This is a genomic window from Xylanimonas allomyrinae (assembly GCF_004135345.1).
GTDB lineage: Bacteria > Actinomycetota > Actinomycetes > Actinomycetales > Cellulomonadaceae > Xylanimonas > Xylanimonas allomyrinae.
In genome coordinates this window covers 2381833-2403388 of sequence record NZ_CP035495.1, presented here as the reverse complement: position 1 = coordinate 2403388, position 21556 = coordinate 2381833, and the positions used below count along the sequence as shown (strand labels likewise).

Genomic DNA, 21556 nt, shown 5'->3' with positions numbered 1-21556 from the left:
GCTCGGCGTCGATGGGGGTGGTCCTCGTGGCTCGGGGCGGGGCGGCGGGCTGCCTGGCCGTGACGGTGCCGTGACTCACGCGGAGGCCGCCGGCGTGGCCGCCTGCGCGCCGTCGTCGAGCTGGGCCTTGGCGGCGGTGAAGCCGAGCTCGAGGTCCGCGAGGATGTCCTCCACGTTCTCGATGCCCACGGCCAGGCGCACCAGGCCGGGGGTGACGCCCGAGAGCGCCTGCTCGGCGGGGCTGAGCTGGCTGTGCGTGGTCGAGGCCGGGTGGATGACGAGCGAGCGCACGTCGCCGATGTTGGCGACGTTGGAGTGCAGCTCGAGCGCCGAGACGAACGCCTGGCCGGCGGCGCGCGCGCTGTCGTCGTCGGGCGAGCCGAGCTCGAACGCGAGCACCGCGCCCGCGCCCTTCGGCACGTACTTGAGCGCGGTGGCGTGGTACGGCGAGGACTCCAGGCCGGCGTAGTGGACCACGCGCACGTCGTCGCGGGCTTCGAGCCACTCGGCCACCTTCTGGGCGTTGGCGACGTGGCGCTCGATGCGCAGCGACAGCGTCTCCAGGCCCTGGGCGAGCAGGAACACGTTGAACGGGCTGATGGCCGGGCCGAGGTCGCGCAGCAGCTGGACGCGCGCCTTGAGGATGTAGGACAGGTTGACGCCGAAGGCGCCGCCCACGCCCAGGTCGCGGGCGTACACCAGGCCGTGGTAGCTGGGGTCGGGCTCGTTGTAGTTCGGGAAGCGCTCGGGATCCTGCGCGTAGTCGAACGTGCCGCCGTCGACGATCACGCCGCCGATCGAGGAGCCGTGACCGCCCAGGTACTTGGTCGCCGAGTGCACGACGACGTCGGCGCCGTGCTCGATGGGGCGCAGCAGGTAGGGGGTGGGGACGGTGTTGTCCACGACGAGGGGCACGCCGACCTCGTGGGCCACCGCTGCGACGCTCTCGATGTCGAGCACGTCGGACTTGGGGTTGGGGATCGTCTCGCCGAAGAACAGCTTGGTCTCGGGGCGCACCGCGTCGCGCCACTGCTGCGGGTCGGACGGGTCCTCGACGAACGTCGTCTCGATGCCCAGCTTGGGCAGCGTGTAGTGGAAGAGGTTGTAGGTGCCGCCGTACAGCGACGACGAGGAGACGATGTGGTCGCCCGCCTGCGCGACGTTGAGGACGGCGAGCGTGATCGCGCTCGACCCGGAGGCGACGAGCAATGCGCCGACGCCGCCCTCAAGGTTGGCGATGCGGTTCTCGATGACCTCTTGCGTGGGGTTGCCGATGCGGGTGTAGATGGGGCCGAGGTCCTTCAGGGCGAACCGGTCGGCCGCGACCTCGGCGCTCGGGAAGACGTAGGACGTCGTCTGGTAGATCGGCAGGGCGCGGGCCCCGGTGACGGGATCTGGCGTCTGGCCGGCGTGGATCTGGCGCGTGTCAAAGGACCACTGGGCCGGGGTGCTGGTGCTCACGGGGTTCCTCCGGGCGGTTTGGTGGGGGAGATGGCTGCTGCGATGCGGCCGCGGCGCGCCCTGCGGGGGCCTGCTGCGTCGGAGAGTGGTCCGCGGCGGGCTTCTGCGCACGCGGTCCGGAGGGTTCCCGGGCAGGCGAACGTGCGCTGGGTCAGCGGCACATTCGACGAGTCATGCGAGCGACGGTAACCGTCCGTGGGGGAGCGCGAAAGCCGGGTCTTGTCATCTGAGACAGGCATTTGAGACGGCGTGTCGCTTGCCAAGAGGCGTCGAGCGTCACCTCGCCTGGCGCTGACGCCCGATTCAGGCCACCCTAGGATGGCTCGCGTGTCCGGAACTCCCGCTTCGCACCCTTCAGGGCGAGGTCCCGGGCACGCCCGATGGAAGGGGTGTGCATGGGTCGGGGCTGGCGACGAACGGTAGGCGTGGCTCTCGCGTGCGGGGTCGTGCTCGGTGGGTCAAGCGCGATCGCGGCGCCGTCTGACGACGACGTCACGGCCGCTCAGGCCGCAGCCGGCGCGGCCGCGCTCGACGTGGCCGGGGCCGAGCAGCGCCTCGACACGATCCGTGCCGACCTGAGAGCCGCCTCCGACGCTGTCGCCACCGCGGGCGAGGACTACGCCCAGGCCCAGGAGCGGCTCGACCAGGCCACGCTGGCCACCCAGGCGGCCAAGGCCGACGCCGACGCCGCCGCGGCCGCGGAGCAGGCCGCCCGCCGGCAGCTCGCCGAGGCCTACCGCCTCGACGCACGAGGCGACGGTTTCGGCGCTCTCTCCGCGGTCACCGGGGCCCGGGCCGTGGGCGACGTCGTCGCCGAAGGGGCGGCCCGACGGGCCGTCGAACGCAAGACCGCGACCTCCATCGCCGACCACGCCAACGCGCGCGCCGCCTCGCGCACGGCGGGCGCCCGCTGGGAAGCGGCACGCGCCACGCAGGAGGAGGCCGCGACCGAGGCGCACGCCGCGCTCGCCCGGGCGCAGGCCGCCCAGTCGGCGCTGCAGGCCCGCACCGCGACGGCCGAGCAGGAGCGCGACGCGCTCGTCACGCGCCTGGCGCAGCTGCGCAACACGAGCGTCACGCTCGAGCGCGAGCGTCAGGAGGCTCGCCAGGCGGCCGCCGACGAGGCAGCCGCCGAAGAGGCGCAGAAGAACCTCACGTCCGGCAACGGGTCCGGGTCGTCGGGCGACGGCGCGCACGAGGTCTCGCGGCCGCAGACGCCCACGACCCCCGACCCCGCACCGACCCAGCCGGCCGCGCCGACGCCGAGCCCGCAGCCGACCCAGCCCGCTCCGCCGACGCCCACACCCACGCCCACGCCCGCACCGGCACCGCCGACGTCCGGCGTCAGCGTCGGCACGGCAGCGAAGGGGCAGGCGGCGGTCGCGTTCGCGCGCACCAAGATCGGCGTGATGTACCAGTGGGGCGGCAACGGCAACCCCGGCTACGACTGCTCGGGCCTGACCTCCGCGTCGTGGCTGTCGGTGGGCGTGAACATCTCGCGCTCGTCGCGGTCGCAGTACGCCCAGGTGGCCAAGATCAGCTACTCCCAGCTGCGCCCCGGCGACCTGCTGTTCTACGCCGACAACCCGTCGGACCCCTCGACGATCCGCCACGTCGCGATGTTCACGGGCGGCGGGAACATGATCGAGGCGCCCAGCCCGGGCTTCGCGATCCGTGAGCTGCCCGTGCGCTGGGCGGGCGACATGATGCCCTACGCCGGGCGGCCCTGACGCCGCACGTGGTCGGCACGCGGCGTCAGCCGTCGAGGACCGGTCCGAAGACGTCGGCCTTGATGCGGGCTGCGCGGTCCTGACGTTCCGCCGTCGTCGCCCCGAGGTTCCACGTCGGCAGGATGAACTCGTCGAAACCGGCCTCGACGTAGCGGCCCGCGAGGTCCTGGAGCTCGGCGACCGAGCCCGTCGCGACGCGGCCGGCCGTCGGTGTCGCGCCGTCGACGTCGAGCATCCAGTTCGTCGTCGTCCACAGCGGGTCGGTGCGGCCCACCTGCTCGGCGGCCGCGAGCAGTGCGGCGCGCACGCGTGCCGCACTCTCGGGCAGTCCCCAGGTGTTCCACTCCTGGGCGTGCCGGGCGGTCAGCCGCAGCATCCGCGGTCCCTTGGCGCCCACGAGGATCGGCAGCCGCTCCTGGAGCGGCTTGGGCTCGGCTGGGGCGTCGTCGATGTCGAAGAACTGGCCGCGGAACGTGGTGCGCTTCTCGTCGAGCAGCGAGCGGGTGGCCCGCAGCGCCTCGTCGAACCGGTCCACGAGGGTGCGCGGGCCGGGCAGCTCGAACCCATAGGCGTCGTGCTCGTTGCGCTGCCACCCGGCGCCCATGCCCAGCACGAACCGTCCGCCGCTCACGTGGTCGACGGTCGCGGCCCGCTTGGCGAGCAGCGCGGGGTGGTGGATCGTCGTCGGGCTGACCAGCGTGCCCACGCGTACGCGCGACGTCACCGCGGCGACGGCCGGCAGGAGGCCCCACACCTCGTGCATCGGGCCGTCGTCGCGCGACAGGTCGCCCGTGTTGGGCATGTAGTGGTCGGCGAGCCAGACGCCGTGCCAGCCGTCGGCGTCGGCGGCCCGGGCCTCGGCGAGGATGTCGGCGACGGGCTCGGCCGAGCTGGGCCACAGCGAGAGCTTCACGGGCGCACCAGCACCTTGGTCGCGCGGCGCTCGTCCATCGCCGCGTACGCCTGGGGAATCTCGCTCAGCGGCAGCGTGAGGTCGAAGACGTCGCCCGGCGTGATCTGCCCGGACAGGACGAGCGGCAGCAGCTCCTCCATGTAGCGCCGGGCCGAGGCCATGCCGCCGCCCACCGTGAGGTTGCGCGCGAACAGCTCGCGCATCGGCAGCTCGGGGCCCCCGTTGGGGACGCCCACGAAGCCGACACGCCCGCCGCCGCGCACGACCGACAGCGCCTGCGCCATCGACTCCTTCGTGCCGACGCACTCGAGGGCGGCGTCCGCGAGGTCGCCCTCGAGCAGCGCGCGGATCGCCCCGGGGGCGTCGTCTCCGCGCTCGGCGACGACGTCGGTCGCGCCGAACCCGCGGGCCAGCGCCGCGCGGTCGGCGTGGCGGCTCATCGCGATGACACGGCCGGCTCCGCGCAGCCGCGCGGCGATCACGCCCGAGAGCCCGACGGCCCCGTCGCCGACGACGGCGACGACGTCGCCCGGCTCGACCCGCGCGGCCGTGGCGGCGTGCATGCCGGTGGACATGACGTCGGCCAGCGCCAGGAGGTGCGGGACGAGGCCGCGCGCCTCGACCTCCTCCTCGCTCTGTCCGACAGGGAACAGCGAGTGCTGCGCGAGCGGGACGCGCACGCGCTCGCCCTGCGCGCCGTCCACGGGATGACCGTCCCGGTCCGTCGAGCCGAAGAACGTGACGACGTCGCACACGGCCGGAAACCCGGCACGGCACGCCTGGCACTGCCCGCAGCTCAGCGAGAACGGGAGGATGACGAAGTCGCCGACCTGTGCCGAGGTGACCTGGTCGCCCAGGGCCTCGACGACCCCGACCATCTCGTGCCCGATGGGGTGCGGCGCGTGCGTGGGTGTGACACCCCGGTAGGGCCACAGGTCGGACCCGCACACGCAGGCCGCGACGACCCGCACCACGGCGTCGTGGGGGGTACGGAGCGCGGGCTCGGGACGCTCCTGGACGCGCACGTCGCGCGCCCCATGAATGACTGCAGCAAGCATGGGCACACGCTAACGCCCAGGATCGTCCCGATCCCCCAGGCCGTGCCCAGGGTGCGCGAGACGGCGGCTCGCGGTGGCGTCAGTGCTGGTAGTAGCCCGCGTTGCGGGCGCGCTCGAAGGAGCGCTCGATCTCGGCCTCGGCCTCGGCGCGGCCCACCCAGTGGGCGCCCTCGACGGACTTGCCGGGCTCGAGGTCCTTGTAGACCTCGAAGAAGTGCTGGATCTCCAGGCGGTGGAAGTCCGAGACGTCGTCGATGTCCTGACGCCACGCGGCACGCTGGTCGCCGAGCGGGACGCACAGCACCTTGTCGTCGCCGCCGGCCTCGTCGCGCATGCGGAACATGCCCAGTGCACGGCACTTGATCAGGCAGCCGGGGAACGTGGGCTCCTCGAGCAGCACCATGGCGTCGAGCGGGTCGCCGTCCTCGCCGAGCGTGCCCTCGATGAACCCGTAGTCGTCCGGGTAGCGGGTCGAGGTGAAGAGCATGCGGTCCAGTCGGATGCGACCTGACTCGTGGTCCACCTCGTACTTGTTCCGCTGTCCCTTCGGGATCTCGATCGTGACGTCGAACTCCACTGTTCCTCCTGATGCGGGTGCGTACGCGGGGACCAGTCTGCCATGCGCGCGGCGTGGTCCCTTCACGCCCACCGAGCGAGCCGGACGTGCCATGATGCAGCCAGATCGGTAACGCGTGCCCGACCCTGGTGCTGCGGCAGCACGGGTCCGGCGCCGCGTCGGCAGCGAAGGAGGCTCGGCATGGGGTGGCGGCTGCGCGCTGGTGCGACCGCCGCGACCGTTGTCGCGCTCATGGGCGGCTACCTCGTCGCCGACGCGCACGACGTCGTCCCCGGCATGCTGACGCTCGAGCCCGCACCGCCCGCCCCGGCTCCGTTCCCGACCGCCCCGGGCGCGCTCCCCGGTCCCGCACCGTCCCCCGTGCTGCACACGCTGCCCGACGACGCCCCGGCCCCGTCGGCGGCCGACGTCGGCTCGCTGGTCGGCGCGCTCGCCGCGGACGCCCGGCTCGGCCCGCACGTGGGTGCGGTCGTCGTCGATGCGAGCACGGGCACCACGCTCGCCGCGTCCGGGGCCGACTCCCCGTTCACGCCCGCGTCGACGCAGAAGGTCCTGACCGCCGTCGCCGCCCTGAGCGAGCTCGGGCCGACGCGCACGCTCGAGACGCGCGCGGTGCTCGACGGCGACCGGCTGATCCTCGTCGGCGGCGGCGACATGATGCTGGCCGCCGGCGCAGGCGACGCGAGCGCCGTGAACGGGCGGGCCGGCCTCGGCGACCTCGCCGCGCAGGCCGCCGCGCAGGTCCGGCTCTCGGGGGACGGCGCGATCCGGCTCGCCGTCGACGACACGCTGTTCACCGGACCCGCGGTGGCGCCCGCCGTGCCGCCCGAGGAGGCGACCATGGGGTTCGTCGCGCCGGTCGCCTCCCTGGCGGTCAACGTCGCGATGCTCGGCCAGGGGTCGTGGGGCCCGCGCGCACCCGATCCGGCCGTGGCCGCGGCGCAGGTCTTCGCGCAGGCGCTCGGCGAGCACGGCGTCAGCGTCACGGGCGGCATCGGCCATGCGGAGGCGCCCGACGGCGCCCGTGTCGTCGGCACCGTGAGCTCGGCGAGCGTGGGCGAGATCTCGGGCTGGGCGATGCAGCACTCGGACAACACGGTCACCGAGGTGCTCGGCCGGCTGGTGGCGCTGGAGACCGGTCGGCCTGGGTCGAACGACGGGGCGACGCAAGCCGTGCTCGCCGTCGCCGGAAGGCTCGGCGTCGACGTGAACGGCGCGGTGCTCGTGGACTGCTCGGGCCTCGGGCGAGGCTCGGCGCTCACGCCACGCCAGCTCGCCGACGTCCTGCGGCTCACCACGGACCCCGCCCAGCCGCGGCTGCGTGACGTCGCCGTGGACCTGTCGGTCGGTGCGCTCAACGGCACGCTCGCATCGCGATTCGGCGGTGAGAGTCCCGCGCGCGGGCTCGTGCGCGCCAAGACGGGATCCCTGCCCGGCGTCGTCGGCCTCGCCGGGACCGTCGTGACGTCTGACGACCGGCTGCTGGTCTTCGCGCTGCTCGCCGACCAGGTCGAGACGGGGGCGACCGCGGGGGCGCGTGCCATCTTCGACGCCTTCGTGGGGGACCTCGCCCGCCTCGGCTCCGCGTGACGGCGCACGCCGAGCGCCATGGCCCCAGGAGCGCCGGACCACGACAGGGCGCCCACACGCACCGTGCGGTAGATACGGTGAGACGGTGACCCGCACCAGCCTGCCGCCCGTCGTCGACTGGCCCGCGGCCGCCGAGATCGCAGGACGGCTCGCCCCGCCCGGCCCGCGCGCGAGCCGCGGCGAGCTCCAGGACCTCGTCGGCGGGCTGCGCGAGGCCGCGGGCGACGCCACCGAGCACGTGCTGGCCACGACACGCATGACCCCGGCCGGGGGCGTGCGCCGCGTCGCGGGAGGCCCGCGCGACGGCGCAGCCCAGCTCGGATCCGTGCTGGTGGTCGACCGGGCCCGCTGGGCCCTCGCGAACACCGAGGTCATGGCGTCCATGACGGAGCCCCTCGCGGCCGCCCTGGACGACGCCGGCTCCGCACCGTCACAGACCTCCCGCATGGGCGGAGCCGTCGAGGTCGGCGGCCTGCTCGCGGTGCTCGCCCCGCGCGTGCTCGGACAGTTCGACCCCTACGCGCGGCTCGCCCTGCCGACGCCGCCGGACCCGAGCGACCCGGCGCACGTACCCGGCGCGCCCGCCCGGCCCGCGTCGCACGACGAGTCCGGTGGCGCCGGCCGCCTGCTGCTCGTCGCGCCCAACATGCTGCACGCCGAGCGTGCGATGGGCGTGACGCCGCACGACTTCCGCCTGTGGGTCTGCCTGCACGAGCAGACGCACGCCCTGCAGTTCGCCGCCGCTCCGTGGCTCGCCGAGCACCTGCGCGGCCGCGTCGGCGGACTCCTGCAGGACATCACGCGGACGGCCCTGGACCTGAGCAGGGCACCCCTCCTGGACAAGGTCGCTGCCGTCGGCCGCGGCGTCGCCGACGTCGTCACCGGGCCGTTCCGCGAGGGTGGCCGTGCCCCGTTCGAGCGCATGCTCAGCCCCGCCCAGAAAGACGAGATGGCCGAGATCACCGCGGTCATGGCCCTGCTCGAAGGGCACGCCGACGTCATGATGGACGCCGTCGGGCCGCGCGTGGTCCCGACCGTGCGGCAGATCCGCGCACGGTTCGACAAGCGCCGCGACGGCGAGGGCGCCCCGCGCCTCGACCTCGTGCTGCGCCGCCTGCTCGGCATGGACGCCAAGCTCGCGCAGTACCGCGACGGCGTGTCGTTCGTCCGGGCCGTGGAGCGCGAGGTGGGGCGCGACGGCCTCAACGCCGTCTGGACCTCGGTGCAGGCGCTGCCGACGGCACGCGAGATCGCCGACCCGCGAGCCTGGGTGCGTCGCGTCCACGGCTGAAACTGCCGCCGCGGGCCCGGTCCGGTCCGCGGCGAGCGCCGAACCGAAGGGAGCGTGCATGGGCGCGGTCGACCCCGCCGTCGCGGCCGTGCGCTCCGCGGTGCGTCGCGACCTTGCTGCGCTCGGCCCCGCGCCCGGCGACCTCGTCCTCGTCGCATGCTCGGGCGGGTCGGACTCGTCGGCGCTCGCGGCCGCGCTCGCCCACGAGGCGCCGCGCGTGGGGCGGTCCGTCCGCTCGCGCGCGGCAGGGGTGCGGGCCGGCGCCGTCGTCGTCGACCACGGGTTGCAGGCCGGGTCCGGCGCCGTCGCCGCGGCGGCCGCGGAGCGGTGCCGTGCGCTGGGGCTCGACCCGGTGCTGGTGCGGCGGGTCGCCGTGGGGCGCGAGGGCGGCGTCGAGGCGGCTGCACGGACCGCGCGCTACGCGGCGTTCGAGGAGGCGGTCGCGGCAACGGGTGCCGCCGCCGTCCTGCTGGGCCACACGCGCGACGACCAGGCGGAACAGGTGCTGCTGGGTCTCGGGCGGGGGAGCGGGGCACGTTCGCTCGCCGGGATGCCGCGCGTGCGGGGGCACTACCGGCGTCCGCTGCTCGACGTGAGCCGGGCCGAGACGCGCGCGGCGTGCGCGGCAGAGCGGCTCGTGTGGTGGGACGACCCGACCAACGCTCTTCCCGCCGTGCCGGCATCGGGTACGCCGTCCGGGGTTCCGTTGCGCACGCGCGTGCGGCACGAGGTGCTGCCCCTGCTCGAGGAGGTGCTGGGCCCCGGGGCCGTGCGCGCGCTGGCCCGCTCGGCGGACCAGCTTCGCGCGGACGCCGACGCGCTCGACGCGCTCGCGGCGGACCTGGTGGCGCGGGCGGCGGCCGCTGCCGCGGGGGTGCGCGGGCAGGATGCCGACGGCGTCGGCGAGCCGTCGTCGGGAGCGTGCGGGGGTGCTTCCGGTGGGTCGGGGCCCGCGCTGGTGCTCGACGTCGCGCTGCTCGGCCGGGCGCCCTCCGCCGTCCGCAGGCGTGCGCTGCGCCTGGCCGCGCTCGACGTCGGTGCGCCGGCCGGCGCGACGGGCAGCCGGCATGTCGACGCCCTCGACGCGCTCGTCGTCGGATGGCGCGGTCAGGGCGTCACCTTCCTGCCGTCGGGTGCGAGCGCGCACCGGGCATATGGCAGGCTGTTCCTGCATCCCGGGCCCGACGGCGCGCCCTCTCGTCAGACCTTGAGCAGTACCTCGAGCAGTACCTTCAGCAGCACCTCCAGCAGTACCTCTCGTCGCACCTCTAGTCACACCCCCGAGGAGTAGCCCGTGGACCAGTCGGACGTCTCCGGCGACATCGCCAGCATCCTGCTCACGGAGGAGCAGCTGGGCGCCAAGCTCGACGAGCTGGCAGCCCAGATCGACAAGGACTACGCGGGCAAGGACCTGCTCCTGGTCGGCGTCCTCAAGGGTGCGGTCATGGTCATGGCCGACCTGTCGCGGCGCCTGCACACGAAGGCCGAGATGGACTGGATGGCCGTCTCGAGCTACGGCTCGGGGACGAAGTCGTCGGGTGTGGTGCGCATCCTCAAGGACCTGGACACGGACCTGACGGGACGCAACGTGCTGATCGTCGAGGACATCATCGACTCGGGTCTGACGCTGTCGTGGCTCGTGGCGAACCTGCGTTCGCGCGGCCCGGCGTCGGTCGAGATCGCGGCCGCGCTGCGCAAGCCCGACGCCGCGAAGGTCGACGTCGACGTCAGGTACGTCGGGTTCGACATCCCCAACGAGTTCGTCGTGGGCTACGGCCTCGACTATGCCGAGCGGTACCGCAACCTGCCGTTCGTCGCGACGCTGGCGCCGCACGTCTACTCCTGACGTGCCCCGACGGGCTCCCGGCGGGAACTGTGGCGCGCATCCGAGCGTTGCACCCGCAGGGGCCGACGGCGATGCCAGGCGTCGGTGCGCCACGCGCCGCGGCTTCCTGCCCTGGGCGAACACTCGGCGGTCTGTCAGGGCCAACGTGTAGTTTCGTCGGAAAACCTGTGCGAACGAAGGGATGCGGGGGGTCGCCTCGCTGCCGATGAACACCAAGAAGATCCTCAGTGGCCCGCTCGTCTGGGTCGTGGTCGGAGTCGCCATCCTCGGACTGGCGATGTTCACGCTCACGCGCTCCGGCACCTCACGCATCGAGACGTACCAGGGCATCGCGCTGCTGGGCAGCGGCACGGTGGAGCACGCGCTCGTCGTCGACGGCGACCAACGGGTCGAGCTCAGGCTGAGCAAGGACTTCGTGAGCGGGTCGGGTGACAGCGAGCGCAACCACGGCAAGTCGGTCGAGTTCTTCTACGTCGAGCCGCAGGGCCCGGCGATCGTCGACGCGATCCAGTCCGCCAACCCACCCGAGGGCTTCGACTCGCGCGTGCCGCAGCCGAGCCTGCTGTCGTCGATCCTCGGCCTGGTCATCCCGTTCGCCATCCTCGGCGTGATCTTCTGGTTCTTCGTCTCGCGCATGCAGGGCGGCGGCAACCGGGTCATGGGCTTCGGCAAGTCGCGCGCCAAGCTCATCTCGAAGGACACCCCTCAGGTGACGTTCGTCGACGTCGCGGGCGCGGACGAGGCGGTCGAGGAGCTGCACGAGATCAAGGACTTCCTCGCCGACCCGACCAAGTTCCAGGCCGTGGGCGCCAAGATCCCCAAGGGCGTGCTGCTGTACGGCCCGCCCGGTACCGGCAAGACGCTGCTCGCGCGCGCCGTCGCGGGCGAGGCTGGCGTGCCGTTCTACTCGATCTCCGGGTCCGACTTCGTCGAGATGTTCGTCGGTGTCGGCGCCAGCCGCGTGCGCGACCTGTTCGAGCAGGCCAAGCAGAACTCGCCGGCCATCATCTTCGTCGACGAGATCGACGCCGTCGGCCGCCACCGCGGCGCGGGCATGGGCGGCGGGCACGACGAGCGCGAGCAGACGCTCAACCAGCTCCTCGTGGAGATGGACGGATTCGACGTCAAGACGAACGTCATCCTCATCGCGGCCACCAACCGGCCCGACATCCTCGACCCCGCGCTGCTGCGTCCGGGCCGCTTCGACCGGCAGATCGCCGTCGAGGCGCCGGACCTCAAGGGCCGCGAGGCGATCCTCCAGGTGCACGCCAAGGGCAAGCCCATGGTCCCGGCCGTCGACCTGGCGGCCGTCGCGCGCCGCACCCCGGGGTTCACGGGCGCCGACCTGGCCAACGTGCTCAACGAGGCCGCGCTGCTGACGGCGCGCTCGGGCGCCCAGCTCATCGACGACCGCGCCCTGGACGAGGCGATCGACCGCGTCGTCGCCGGCCCGCAGAAGCGCACGCGCGTCATGAACGTCAAGGAGCAGAAGATCACCGCCTACCACGAGGGCGGGCACGCCCTGGTCGCGGCGGCGATGCGCTACACCGACCCGGTCACCAAGGTGACGATCCTCCCGCGCGGGCGTGCGCTCGGCTACACCATGGTCATGCCGCTGGAGGACAAGTACTCGACGACGCGCAACGAGCTGCTCGACCAGCTCGCGTACGCGATGGGCGGGCGGGTCGCCGAGGAGATCGTGTTCCACGACCCCACCACGGGCGCCAGCAACGACATCGAGAAGGCGAGCGCGATCGCCCGCAAGATGGTCACCGAGTACGGCATGAGCGAGAAGGTCGGCGCGATCAAGCTCGGCACGGGCGCCGGGGAGCCGTTCCTGGGCCGCGACTACGGTCACCAGCGCGACTACTCCGAGGCCGTGGCGGGCACCGTCGACCACGAGGTGCGCAAGCTCATCGAGTCCGCGCACGACGAGGCGTGGGAGGTGCTGACCCAGTACCGCGACGTGCTCGACGAGTTGGTGCTGCGCCTGCTCGAGAAGGAGACGCTCAACCAGCACGAGCTGGCCGAGGTCTTCGCGCCCGTCGTCAAGCGCGAGGCCCGCGACGTCTGGCTCTCCAGCGAGCAGCGCACGGTCCACACCCGGGGCCCCGTGCTGACGGCCGCGGAGCGCAACGGCCACTCCCAGCCCGTGGTCCCGCAGGACGAGGCCGTGACGGACGGCGGCGAGGTGCCGGCGCGGCCCGGCGGCGAGGTCGCGGAGTGACCCAGACCGATCGTGCGACCGACGGCGCGGCACGCCCCGCCGCGGACGTGCCGCCGGTCGACCTCGCGCGCGCCGAGGCCGCCGTGCGCGAGCTGCTGTTCGCGGTCGGCGAGGACCCGGACCGCGAGGGCCTGCGCGAGACGCCGGCCCGCGTGGCTCGCGCCTACCAGGAGATCTTCGCGGGCCTGCGCCAGGAACCCGAGGACGTCCTGACCACCACCTTCGACCTCGGCCACGAGGAGATGGTGCTGGTGCGCGACATCGAGGTGTACTCGACGTGCGAGCACCACCTCGTCCCGTTCCACGGCGTCGCGCACGTCGGCTACATCCCGAGCGCGGACGGCGTGATCACCGGCCTGTCGAAGCTGGCCCGCCTCGTCGACGTGTACGCACGCCGCCCGCAGGTGCAGGAACGGCTGACGACGCAGATCGCCGACGCCCTCGTGCGGATCCTGCGACCGCGCGGCGTGCTCGTCGTCGTCGAGTGCGAGCACCTGTGCATGGCGATGCGAGGAGTGCGCAAGCCCGGCTCGCGCACCATCACGAGCGCCGTGCGAGGGCAGATGCGCGACCCCGCGACTCGTGCCGAGGCGATGAGCCTCGTCAGCGCGAGGTAGGCGCCGTCGTGCCGTCGCGCGCCGTCAGGATCGAGCCGCGGGCCAGGTGGGCCGCGCGAGATGCCGCCGTCGCCGGGCTGCCCGAGCTGTCGGGCGTCGGGCGCTGCCTGGTCATGGGCGTCGTCAACGTCACGCCGGACTCGTTCTCGGACGGGGGCGAGTGGTTCTCGCCCGAGGCGGGCGTGCAGCACGGGCTCGAGCTGCTGGGCGAGGGTGCCGACATCCTCGACGTCGGAGGCGAGTCGACCCGGCCCGGGTCGGCGCGGGTGCCCGAGGAGCAGGAGCTCGCGCGCGTCATCCCCGTGATCTCGCGCCTGGCCGCCGCCGGCGCGGTCGTCTCGGTCGACACGACGCGCGCCTCGGTCGCCGAGCGTGCGGTCGCCGCGGGCGCGCGCATCGTCAACGACGTCTCGGGCGGGCTCGCCGACCCCGGCATGGCGCGCGCGGTCGCCGAGACCGGCGCCGCGTACGTCTGCATGCACTGGCGCGGCCACGCCGACGTCATGGACTCCCTCGAGGTGTACGACGACGTCGTGGCCGACGTGCGCGACGAGCTCGCCGCTCGGCTCGCGGCCCTGGAGGCAGACGGCGTCCGGCGCGAGCAGGTGGTGCTCGACCCCGGGCTCGGGTTCTCCAAGGCGGGCGCCCTCAACTGGCCGCTGCTCGCCCGGCTGGACGCCCTGCACGCGCTCGGGCGTCCCGTTCTCGTCGGCGCGTCACGGAAGCGGTTCCTCGGCCGGCTTCTCGCCACGGGTCACGGCGACGTCGCCGAGCCCGCGCCGCCGCTCGCGCGGGACGAGGCCACGGCCGCAGTGAGCGCGCTGGCCGCAGCGACAGGAGCATGGGCGGTGCGCGTCCACGCGGCGCGTGCGAGCCGCGACGCGGTCCGGGTCGCGGCAGCATGGGCGGCGGGCGCGACGCCCGGCGGTACGGACGGAGAGGTGGACTCCTCATGACGGTTTTCCAGAGCGCAGTGCTCGGAGCGGACGGGCGGCCGCTCGACCAGATCCGGCTGCGCGGCGTCACCGCGACCGGCCACCACGGCGTGCTGCCGCACGAGCGCGTCGAGGGCCAGGAGTTCCGCGCCGACGTCGTGCTCCACCTGGACACGCGCGCTGCTGCCGCGGGTGACGACCTCGCCGCGACGGTCAACTACGCCGAGGTCGCCCAAGACGTCCACGACGTCCTCGCCGGGTCGCCCGCCGACCTTGTCGAGACCGTCGCCGAGCGCATCGCGGCGGCCGTCCTCGCCCACCCCGGGGTCGTCGCCGCTGACGTCCGCGTCCACAAGCCGCAGGCCCCCGTCGCCGTGCCGTTCGAGGACGTCGAGGTCGCGATCCGCCGCGACCAGGCCAAGCTCCCCGTCGTCGAGGCGTTCCCCGACGGCGCGCCCGTCGGCGCGGACACGGAGTCTGCGGCCGGCGCGGGGGAGGACGTCGTGGCGGCACACGCGCTCGCCGCCCCGGCACCGGTCGCGGTCCCTGCGCCCATCGAGCCGCCGGTTCCGACCCCGCCACCCGTGCCGTCCGAGCCCGTGACGCCCGCCGTCGACCGGCTCGACCTCGACCCGGCCGACCCGGTCGAGGTCGTTCTCGCCATCGGCGCCAACCTCGGCGACCCGCAGGTCACGTTGCGCGCCGCCGTCACCGACCTCGACCGCATCCCCGGCATCCAGGTCACGGAGGTGTCGCCGCTCGCGCGCACCACCGCCGTCGGCGGCCCCGACGCTCAGCCGGACTACCTCAACGCCGTGCTGATCGCACGGACCACGCTCTCGCCGCGTGGCCTGCTCCGCGTCGCGCAAGCGGTCGAGAACGCGCACGGACGCGTCCGCGAGGTGCGGTGGGGTCCGCGCACGCTCGACATCGACATCGTGCGGTACGGGTCGCTCGTGGCGCGCGACGACGAGCTCGAGCTGCCGCACCCGCGCGCGCACGAGCGCGCGTTCGTCCTGGTGCCCTGGGCCGAGGTGCAGCCCGACGCCGACCTGCCGGGGCTGGGCGGGGGCCCGGTGGCGCGCCTCGCCGAGACGGCGCCCGACCGTGCAGGCATCAGGTGGCTCGCGCTCGACTGGCTGGCCGCGCCCGCCTCCAGCCAGACGGCGGCGCACCCGGAGCCCGTGGCGGCCCCGCACGAGTCGTCGCAGGTGCCGGTGGAGCCCGCTCCGGCCGCGCACCCCGGCGGCGCCGCGTTCGCGGTCGAGGAGCCCCCGGTTCCGGCCGGTCCCGCCGACGTGGCGGCCGCGGCGCCGCCGCAGGAGACTCCGCCGATCCCGCAGGGCGATCCGATTGCCCGCGCTCCGCACGCCGAGCCGGCGCCGCAGGGGTTCCTCGAGGCGCAGCCCGACCTCTCGCCCTCCGCCGCGTTCGTCTCGCCCGGCGTGGAGCCTCCGGCGCTGCCCGCGCCCGTCGCGCCGCCGCTGCCGACCGCGTCTCCGGAGCCGACCGCGTCGCCGCTGCCGACCGCGCCGCCGACCGCGCCGCCGTCCGCGCCGCCGTTGCCGACCGCGCCGCCGTTGCCGACCGCGCCGAACGCGTCGCCGGAGCCCACCGTGCCGCCTGCGCCCGTCGCGCCGCCGGCCCCCTCGCGCCGCCTGCGGCGACGCCTCCGCAGCAGGTCCCCGCAGAGCCGGTTCCACCCGCTCCCGGCGCGCACCCGACGCCCGGCCCGGACCTGGGCCGCGAGCCGGGCCTCTCGCCGTTCGCGCCTCCGCCGCCGCCGCCCGCGCCGCCGGCTGCTGCCCTGCCCGTCTCGTGGCTCCCGGTTCACGCGCCGGTCGCGCCTGCGCCTGGCGAGGGCGTGCCCGGGCCCGCAGCGGAGTCCGGCGCACCCGACGCCGACGACGGCCTCGTCGCCCGCGACGAGCCTCCCCGCAGCGCGACCTCCGCCGACCGCGGCCGCGAGGGCTCACGCCCGGCGCCCGAGGACGCGGGAGCCGAAAGCTGGGCTCCGCCAGCGCCCGATGCGGGGCACTGAGATGCATCGCACCCCCTTGCGGGTCCTCGTGCTCACCGCCGTCGGGGTCACCGGAGTGGCCGCGCTCGTCATGAGGGCGCTCGCCACGACGGGCGCGCGCCTGCCGCGCGTCGCGTGGGTCGAGTGGATCGCGATCCTCGCGCTGGCGGCGCTGATCTTCTGGATGGGCTGGGCAGTGCGCGCGTACCAGAAGGGCACCCGCCCCAACCTGGACCCGGTGCGGGCCGCGCGCACGTTCGTGCTGGCCAAGGCTGCGGCGCTCACCGGCGCGATCCTCGCCGGCCGCTACCTCGCGGCGGTGCTCGACGTCGTGGGCGACCTCGGCATCCCGTCGCAGCGCGATCGGGCGCTCGCCGCGGGGGTCGCGGTGGTGTGCTCGGTGGTGCTCACCGTCGTCGGCGTCGTCGTCGAGAAGTTCTGCGAGCTGCCGCCACCCGAGGACGAGGCGGAACGCGACGGAGACCACGGTCCGGAGGTCCTCGCCGGCTGACCGTGACACCGGCGCAGGGCAGGATGGGGAGCATGAGCGATCAGGCAACGTTGTTCGACCCTCCGGGTGTCACGTTCCACCACGTCTCGCCTCGCCTGGTCACGTCCCGGTTCATCACGTCCGGCATCACGGCGGGCGTGCCGGTCGTCGTCGGCGTGGTGCTCGGCGCCGTCCTGTCCCCCTGGTGGTTCCTCCTCGCGGCTGTGCCGGCGGCGTTGTTCGCCTGGCGGGCACTGCTGATCCCGCGGCAGGTGCGCGCGATCGGGTACGCCGAGCGCGACGACGACCTGCTGGTGCGCAAGGGCATCCTGTTCCGCTCGCTCGTCGTGGTGCCCTATGGGCGCATGCAGTACGTCGACGTGCAGGCGGGGCCGCTCGACCGCAAGCTCGGCATCGCCGAGGTGCAGCTCCACACGGCGGCCGCCGCGACCGACGCGACGATCCCGGGCCTGCCGCCCGAGGAGGCGGAGCGTCTGCGCGACCGCCTGTCGGCACGCGGCGAGGCGAGGCTGGCAGGCCTGTGAGCCGTCCTCGAAACCCGGACGCCGGTGCCGACGGTCTTGAGTGGCGCCGGCTTCACCCGGTCACCCCGCTGGTGCGTGGCTGGACCGTGGTCGCCGTCGTGCTGGCTCTCGTCGGGCAGCGGGCCGTGGAGCAGATCGGCCAGGCGTCCGAGATCGCCGGGGCCGTCGGCGGGATCTGGTGGAAGCTCGTGCTCGCCATCGTCGTGGTGGCGGCGGTCGCGTTCGGGTACGCGGCGTGCGCGTGGCGCATGACGGCCTACGCGGTCGACGACGACGACGTCCACCTGCGCAAGGGCGTGGTCTTCCGGCAGCAGCGGCACGCCCGGCTCGACCGCCTCCAGGCCGTGGACATCCGCCAGCCGGTGCTCGCCCGTCTGTTCGGGCTGGCGGAGCTGACGCTGGAGGTGGCCGGGGGCAGCGGCTCGGCCATCGCGATCGGGTTCCTGCGCGAGGCCGACGCGCGCGCGCTGCGCGCGGACCTGCTTGCCCGCGCCGCAGGCGTGCGCGCTCCGCACGCCGCCACCCCGGCCGCGCCCGTGCACGGGCCGGTGGACGTCTCCGGGGCCGCGGAGCCGGTCCCGGCCGACGGCCCGGCCGAGGTCCGCGACAGCGGAGCCGGGCGTGGCGACGACGGCCCGGCCACGGAGGCGCCCGAGGAGGAGATGTACGCCGTGCCGCCCGGGCGTCTCGTCGCGTCGCTCGTGCGGTCGCCCGGGATCTGGGTCCTTGTGCTCGGGCTCGTCGGCATCGTCGTCGCGGTCGTCGTGACGCGCGAGCTCTCGATTCTCGCGTCCGCTGCGCCCATGGTCCTGGGCGGCGGCGGCTACGTCTTCAACAGGTTCTCCGGCGAGTTCGGCTTCCGCGCGGCCTTGTCGCCCGACGGCATCCGCCTGCGCCACGGCCTGCTCGAGACTCGCGCGCAGACCATCCCGCCCGGCCGCGTCCAGGCCGTGTCCCTGGCCCAGGGTCCGCTGTGGCGAGGCCCCGACTGGTGGCGCGTGACCGTCAACGTCGCGGGGTACACCCAGACCGGCACCAACCAGTCGCAGAGCATCCTGCTGCCGGTCGGCACGCGCGAGGAGGCGCTCACCGCGCTGTGGCTCGTGCTGCCCGACCTGGGCGCCCCCGATCCGCTCGCCCTGCTCGACGAGGGCCTGACGGGCAAGGTCGCTCCCGACGGCGGCGCACGGCCCGTCGGGGATGCTCCGGCGCGCTTCACCAACGCGCCGCGCCGCGCGCGGTGGGTCGACCCGATCTCCTGGCGCCGTGACGCCTTCACCGTCACCGATCGGGCGCTGCTGCTGCGCCGGGGCCGACTCGTTCGCCGCCTCGACGTCGTCCCGCACGAGCGCACGCAGTCGCTCGCGGTCCAGCAGGGGCCGCTCCAGCGCCGCCTGCGCGTGGCGACCTTCACCGTCCACTCGACCCCCGGTTCGGTTGCGCCTTCGGTGCCGCACCTCGACGCCGCCGACGCCGCGCGCCTGCTCGGCGAGCAGACGGCGCGTGCCCGGTCGGCGCGTGCGGTCGCGGGGCCCGAACGCTGGATGGAGCGTCCGGAGGCGCGGCCCGGGCTGGTACCGACGTCTGCGTCGCCGGTCGTCGTCGCGGCAGAGGGTTCGCGGTCCGGCCGGGTCCCGGCACCGCCGTCCGAGCGCCCCGACCCTGCCTCCGCGCCGGACCCGGACCCGGGTCCGTGAGCGAGCGTCGACCGGGCCGGCTCGGTGTCGGCGTCGTCGGCGCGGGCCGGGTCGGTGCCGTGCTCGGCAACGCCCTGCGTGGCGCCGGTCACGCCGTCGTCGGGGTGAGCGCGATCAGCGACGCGTCGCGGGAGCGCGCGGCGGCGATGCTGCCGGGCGTGCCGGTGCTGGAGATCGGCGAGATCGTCGAGCGTGCCGAGCTGGTGCTGCTGACGGTGCCGGACGACGCGCTCGCCCAGCTCGTGCAGGGTGTGGCGCGGGTCGGAGGCTGGCAGCCGGGACAGCTCGTCGTCCACACCTCGGGCCGTCACGGCACCGACGTGCTCGCTCCCGCGTTCCGTGCGGGTGCGATCCCGCTCGCGATCCACCCGGCGATGAGCTTCACGGGCACCTCGCTCGACCTCGCGCGGCTCGTCGGGACGTCGTTCGCCGTGACGGCCCCCGCTGCGGTGCTGCCCATCGGTCAGGCGCTGGTCGTCGAGGTGGGTGGCGAGCCCGTCGTCGTCGACGAGGCGGCGCGACCGCTGTACCACGCGGCGCTCGAGCACGGTGCGAACCATCTCGTGGTGCTCGTCGCCCAGGCCGCCCAGGCGCTCGAGGCCGCGGGCGTCGAGCACCCGGGACGTCTGCTCCACCCGCTGCTGGGCGCGGTCCTCGACGGCGCGGCACGCGCCGCCGACACGCGCGAGGAGGGCGTCGGCCCCGGAGCGATCGCCGCGCTCGGCGGCGCCGTCGCGAGCGGGGACGACGCGGCGGTGCGCGCGCACGCCGACGCGCTGGCGGCGCTGGCCGCAGACTCTGGCGCGACGGACGTCCCGTCGTCGTATGCCGACCTGACGCGCGCGTCGGTGCGGCGTGCGCTGGCCGCGCGCAGGATCGACGCGCAGACGGCACGCGCGTTGCTGGACGCGCTCGACGCCGGGTAGCTGTGCTTGCCTCGCGCTCCTCGGTGGGCGCCCAGGTTCACCTCGGTAGAATCTGGGGGTGACCACCCCGCGAACCCTGCTGCGCACGCCTCTGCCGCGGACGGCTCTGCCGCGAACCTCCCCGTCGACGCTGAGCCGGGGCATGGCGACGACCTGCCCGAGCAGTTGCGCGTCCGGCGCGAGAAGCGGGAGCGCCTGCTGGCTCAGGGGCTTGAACCGTACCCGGTCGCGGTGCCCGTCACCCGGACGGTCGCCGCGGTGCGCCAGGCGTACGGCCACCTCGAGGCGGGGCAGGAGACCGACGACGTCGCGGGCGTCGCCGGCCGCGTGGTCTTCCTGAGGAACACCGGCAAGCTGTGCTTCGTGACGTTGCAGGACGGTGCCGGTCACCGCCTCCAGGCGATGCTGAGCCAGGCCGTCGTGGGTGAGGAGTCGCTCGCGGCGTTCAAGTCCGACGTCGACCTGGGCGACCACCTGTTCGTGCACGGCCGGATCGGGTCGTCGCGCCGCGGCGAGCTGAGCGTCTTCGCCGACGAGTGGCGGCTGGCGGCCAAGTCGCTGCGGCCGCTGCCCGTGCTGCACAAGGACCTCTCGGAGGAGTCTCGCGTCCGGCAGCGGTACGTCGACCTGATCGCCCGTCCGGCGGCTCGTGACATGGTGCGGTTGCGTGCGGCGATGGTCCGCTCGCTGCGCGACAACTTCCACCGGCGCGAGTTCGTCGAGGTCGAGACGCCGATGCTGCAGACGGTCGCGTCGGGTGCGGCGGCACGGCCGTTCACCACGCACATGAACGCGTACGACATCGAGCTGTTCATGCGGATCGCGCCCGAGCTGTTCCTCAAGCGGGCGGTGGTCGGCGGGGTCGAGCGCGTGTTCGAGATCAACCGCAACTTCCGCAACGAGGGAGCGGATTCCACGCACTCGCCCGAGTTCGCGATGCTGGAGGCGTACGAGGCCTACGGTGATTACGACTCGATCGGCGCGCTGACCCAGGATCTGGTGCAGACGGCGGCGCACGACGTGCTCGGGACGACCGTGGTGGCGCTGCCCGACGGCACGGAGTACGACTTGGGCGGCGAATGGGCGAAGCTGCCGATGTACGGGTCGTTGTCCGAGTCGCTGGGGGAGGAGATCACTCCCCAGACGTCGGTCGAAGCGCTGATCGGTATCGCCAACAAGCTTGACATCGACGTCGAGCGCAAGGCGGTCAACCACGGAAAGCTCGTCGAGGCGCTTTGGGAGCACCGGGTGGGCGATCATCTCACCGCCCCGACCTTCGTGCGCGACTTCCCGGTCGAGACAAGCCCGCTGGTTCGGGCGCATCGCCGCATTCCGGGCCAGGTGGAGAAATGGGACCTGTACGTGCGCGGCTTCGAGCTGGCGACGGGCTATTCGGAACTCGTAGACCCTGTGATCCAGCGCCAGCGGTTCGAAGCGCAGGCTCTTCTTGCCGCGGCGGGCGACGACGAGGCCATGAAGATCGACGAGGACTTCCTGGTCGCCATGGAGTACGCGATGCCGCCGACCGGTGGAATGGGGATGGGAATCGACCGGCTCCTCATGGCCCTGACCGGGCTGGGTATCCGTGAGACGATTCTCTTCCCGCTCGTGAAGCCGCAGGTGTGAGGAGGCT

Annotated in this window: 17 protein-coding genes; 13 read left to right on the top strand and 4 right to left on the bottom strand. The window is 74.2% G+C overall.

Annotated elements, in window-relative coordinates:
- Positions 1-75 precede the first annotated feature (75 nt).
- Positions 76-1461, bottom strand: coding sequence for a bifunctional o-acetylhomoserine/o-acetylserine sulfhydrylase (locus tag ET495_RS10950; RefSeq protein WP_129204841.1), 1386 nt, complete (start codon positions 1459-1461; stop codon positions 76-78).
- 425 nt (positions 1462-1886) lie between these two features.
- Here ET495_RS10950 and ET495_RS10945 point away from each other — a divergent pair, with 425 nt between their 5' ends.
- Positions 1887-3191 carry a C40 family peptidase gene (locus ET495_RS10945; protein ID WP_245993031.1) on the top strand — a complete coding sequence of 435 codons (1305 nt, stop codon included), beginning with the start codon at positions 1887-1889 and terminating at the stop codon, positions 3189-3191.
- Positions 3192-3216: 25 nt separating this feature from the next.
- On the opposite strand, the gene ET495_RS10940 is transcribed toward ET495_RS10945, so the two are convergent.
- From ET495_RS10940 to ET495_RS10930, 3 genes are all read right to left on the bottom strand, one after another.
- The gene (locus ET495_RS10940; protein WP_129204839.1) at positions 3217-4104 is read right to left on the bottom strand and encodes an LLM class flavin-dependent oxidoreductase; all 888 of its coding nucleotides are present in this window, start codon (positions 4102-4104) and stop codon (positions 3217-3219) included.
- A complete protein-coding gene (locus ET495_RS10935; RefSeq protein ID WP_129204838.1) occupies positions 4101-5162 on the bottom strand; it encodes a zinc-binding dehydrogenase in 1062 nt (353 codons plus the stop codon). The genes ET495_RS10940 and ET495_RS10935 overlap by 4 nt, the downstream gene beginning before the upstream one ends.
- A 79-nt stretch (positions 5163-5241) precedes the next feature.
- Positions 5242-5739 carry an inorganic diphosphatase gene (locus tag ET495_RS10930; protein WP_129204837.1) on the bottom strand — a complete coding sequence of 166 codons (498 nt, stop codon included), beginning with the start codon at positions 5737-5739 and terminating at the stop codon, positions 5242-5244.
- Positions 5740-5919: 180 nt separating this feature from the next.
- On the opposite strand from ET495_RS10930, the gene ET495_RS10925 reads away from it, so the two are divergent.
- The 12 genes from ET495_RS10925 (at position 5920) to lysS (ending at position 21549) form a co-directional block, all read left to right on the top strand.
- Entirely contained in the window at positions 5920-7329 is a 1410-nt protein-coding gene (locus tag ET495_RS10925) for a D-alanyl-D-alanine carboxypeptidase/D-alanyl-D-alanine-endopeptidase (RefSeq protein ID WP_129204836.1), read from the top strand.
- Between the two features lie 85 nt (positions 7330-7414).
- On the top strand, positions 7415-8620 hold the full coding sequence (locus ET495_RS10920; RefSeq protein WP_129204835.1) for a zinc-dependent metalloprotease: 1206 nt from the start codon (positions 7415-7417) through the stop codon (positions 8618-8620).
- A gap of 58 nt (positions 8621-8678) precedes the next feature.
- On the top strand, positions 8679-9911 hold the full coding sequence (gene tilS, locus ET495_RS10915) for a tRNA lysidine(34) synthetase TilS (protein WP_129204834.1): 1233 nt from the start codon (positions 8679-8681) through the stop codon (positions 9909-9911).
- Positions 9912-9914: 3 nt separating this feature from the next.
- Complete coding sequence (gene hpt, locus ET495_RS18170) at positions 9915-10466, top strand: hypoxanthine phosphoribosyltransferase (RefSeq protein WP_129204833.1); 552 nt, start codon at positions 9915-9917, stop codon at positions 10464-10466.
- A 205-nt stretch (positions 10467-10671) separates the two neighbouring features.
- The gene (gene ftsH, locus ET495_RS10905) at positions 10672-12693 is read left to right on the top strand and encodes an ATP-dependent zinc metalloprotease FtsH (RefSeq protein ID WP_129204832.1); all 2022 of its coding nucleotides are present in this window, start codon (positions 10672-10674) and stop codon (positions 12691-12693) included.
- Positions 12690-13310 carry a GTP cyclohydrolase I FolE gene (folE, locus tag ET495_RS10900; protein ID WP_129204831.1) on the top strand — a complete coding sequence of 207 codons (621 nt, stop codon included), beginning with the start codon at positions 12690-12692 and terminating at the stop codon, positions 13308-13310. Before ftsH ends, folE begins: the two co-directional genes overlap by 4 nt.
- 113 nt (positions 13311-13423) lie before the next feature.
- Positions 13424-14266 carry a dihydropteroate synthase gene (folP, locus tag ET495_RS10895; protein ID WP_129205992.1) on the top strand — a complete coding sequence of 281 codons (843 nt, stop codon included), beginning with the start codon at positions 13424-13426 and terminating at the stop codon, positions 14264-14266.
- Positions 14263-16776, top strand: a complete 2514-nt coding sequence (gene folK, locus ET495_RS18760) for a 2-amino-4-hydroxy-6-hydroxymethyldihydropteridine diphosphokinase (RefSeq protein ID WP_245993030.1) — start codon at positions 14263-14265, stop codon at positions 16774-16776. Before folP ends, folK begins: the two co-directional genes overlap by 4 nt.
- Before the next feature lie 32 nt (positions 16777-16808).
- A complete protein-coding gene (locus ET495_RS10880) occupies positions 16809-17300 on the top strand; it encodes a PH domain-containing protein (RefSeq protein WP_129204829.1) in 492 nt (163 codons plus the stop codon).
- Positions 17297-18997 carry a PH domain-containing protein gene (locus ET495_RS10875; RefSeq protein WP_129204828.1) on the top strand — a complete coding sequence of 567 codons (1701 nt, stop codon included), beginning with the start codon at positions 17297-17299 and terminating at the stop codon, positions 18995-18997. Before ET495_RS10880 ends, ET495_RS10875 begins: the two co-directional genes overlap by 4 nt.
- Positions 18994-19923, top strand: a complete 930-nt coding sequence (locus ET495_RS10870; protein WP_129204827.1) for a Rossmann-like and DUF2520 domain-containing protein — start codon at positions 18994-18996, stop codon at positions 19921-19923. Before ET495_RS10875 ends, ET495_RS10870 begins: the two co-directional genes overlap by 4 nt.
- 153 nt (positions 19924-20076) lie before the next feature.
- Complete coding sequence (gene lysS, locus ET495_RS10865; RefSeq protein ID WP_129205991.1) at positions 20077-21549, top strand: lysine--tRNA ligase; 1473 nt, start codon at positions 20077-20079, stop codon at positions 21547-21549.
- The last annotated feature ends 7 nt before the right edge of the window (positions 21550-21556 follow it).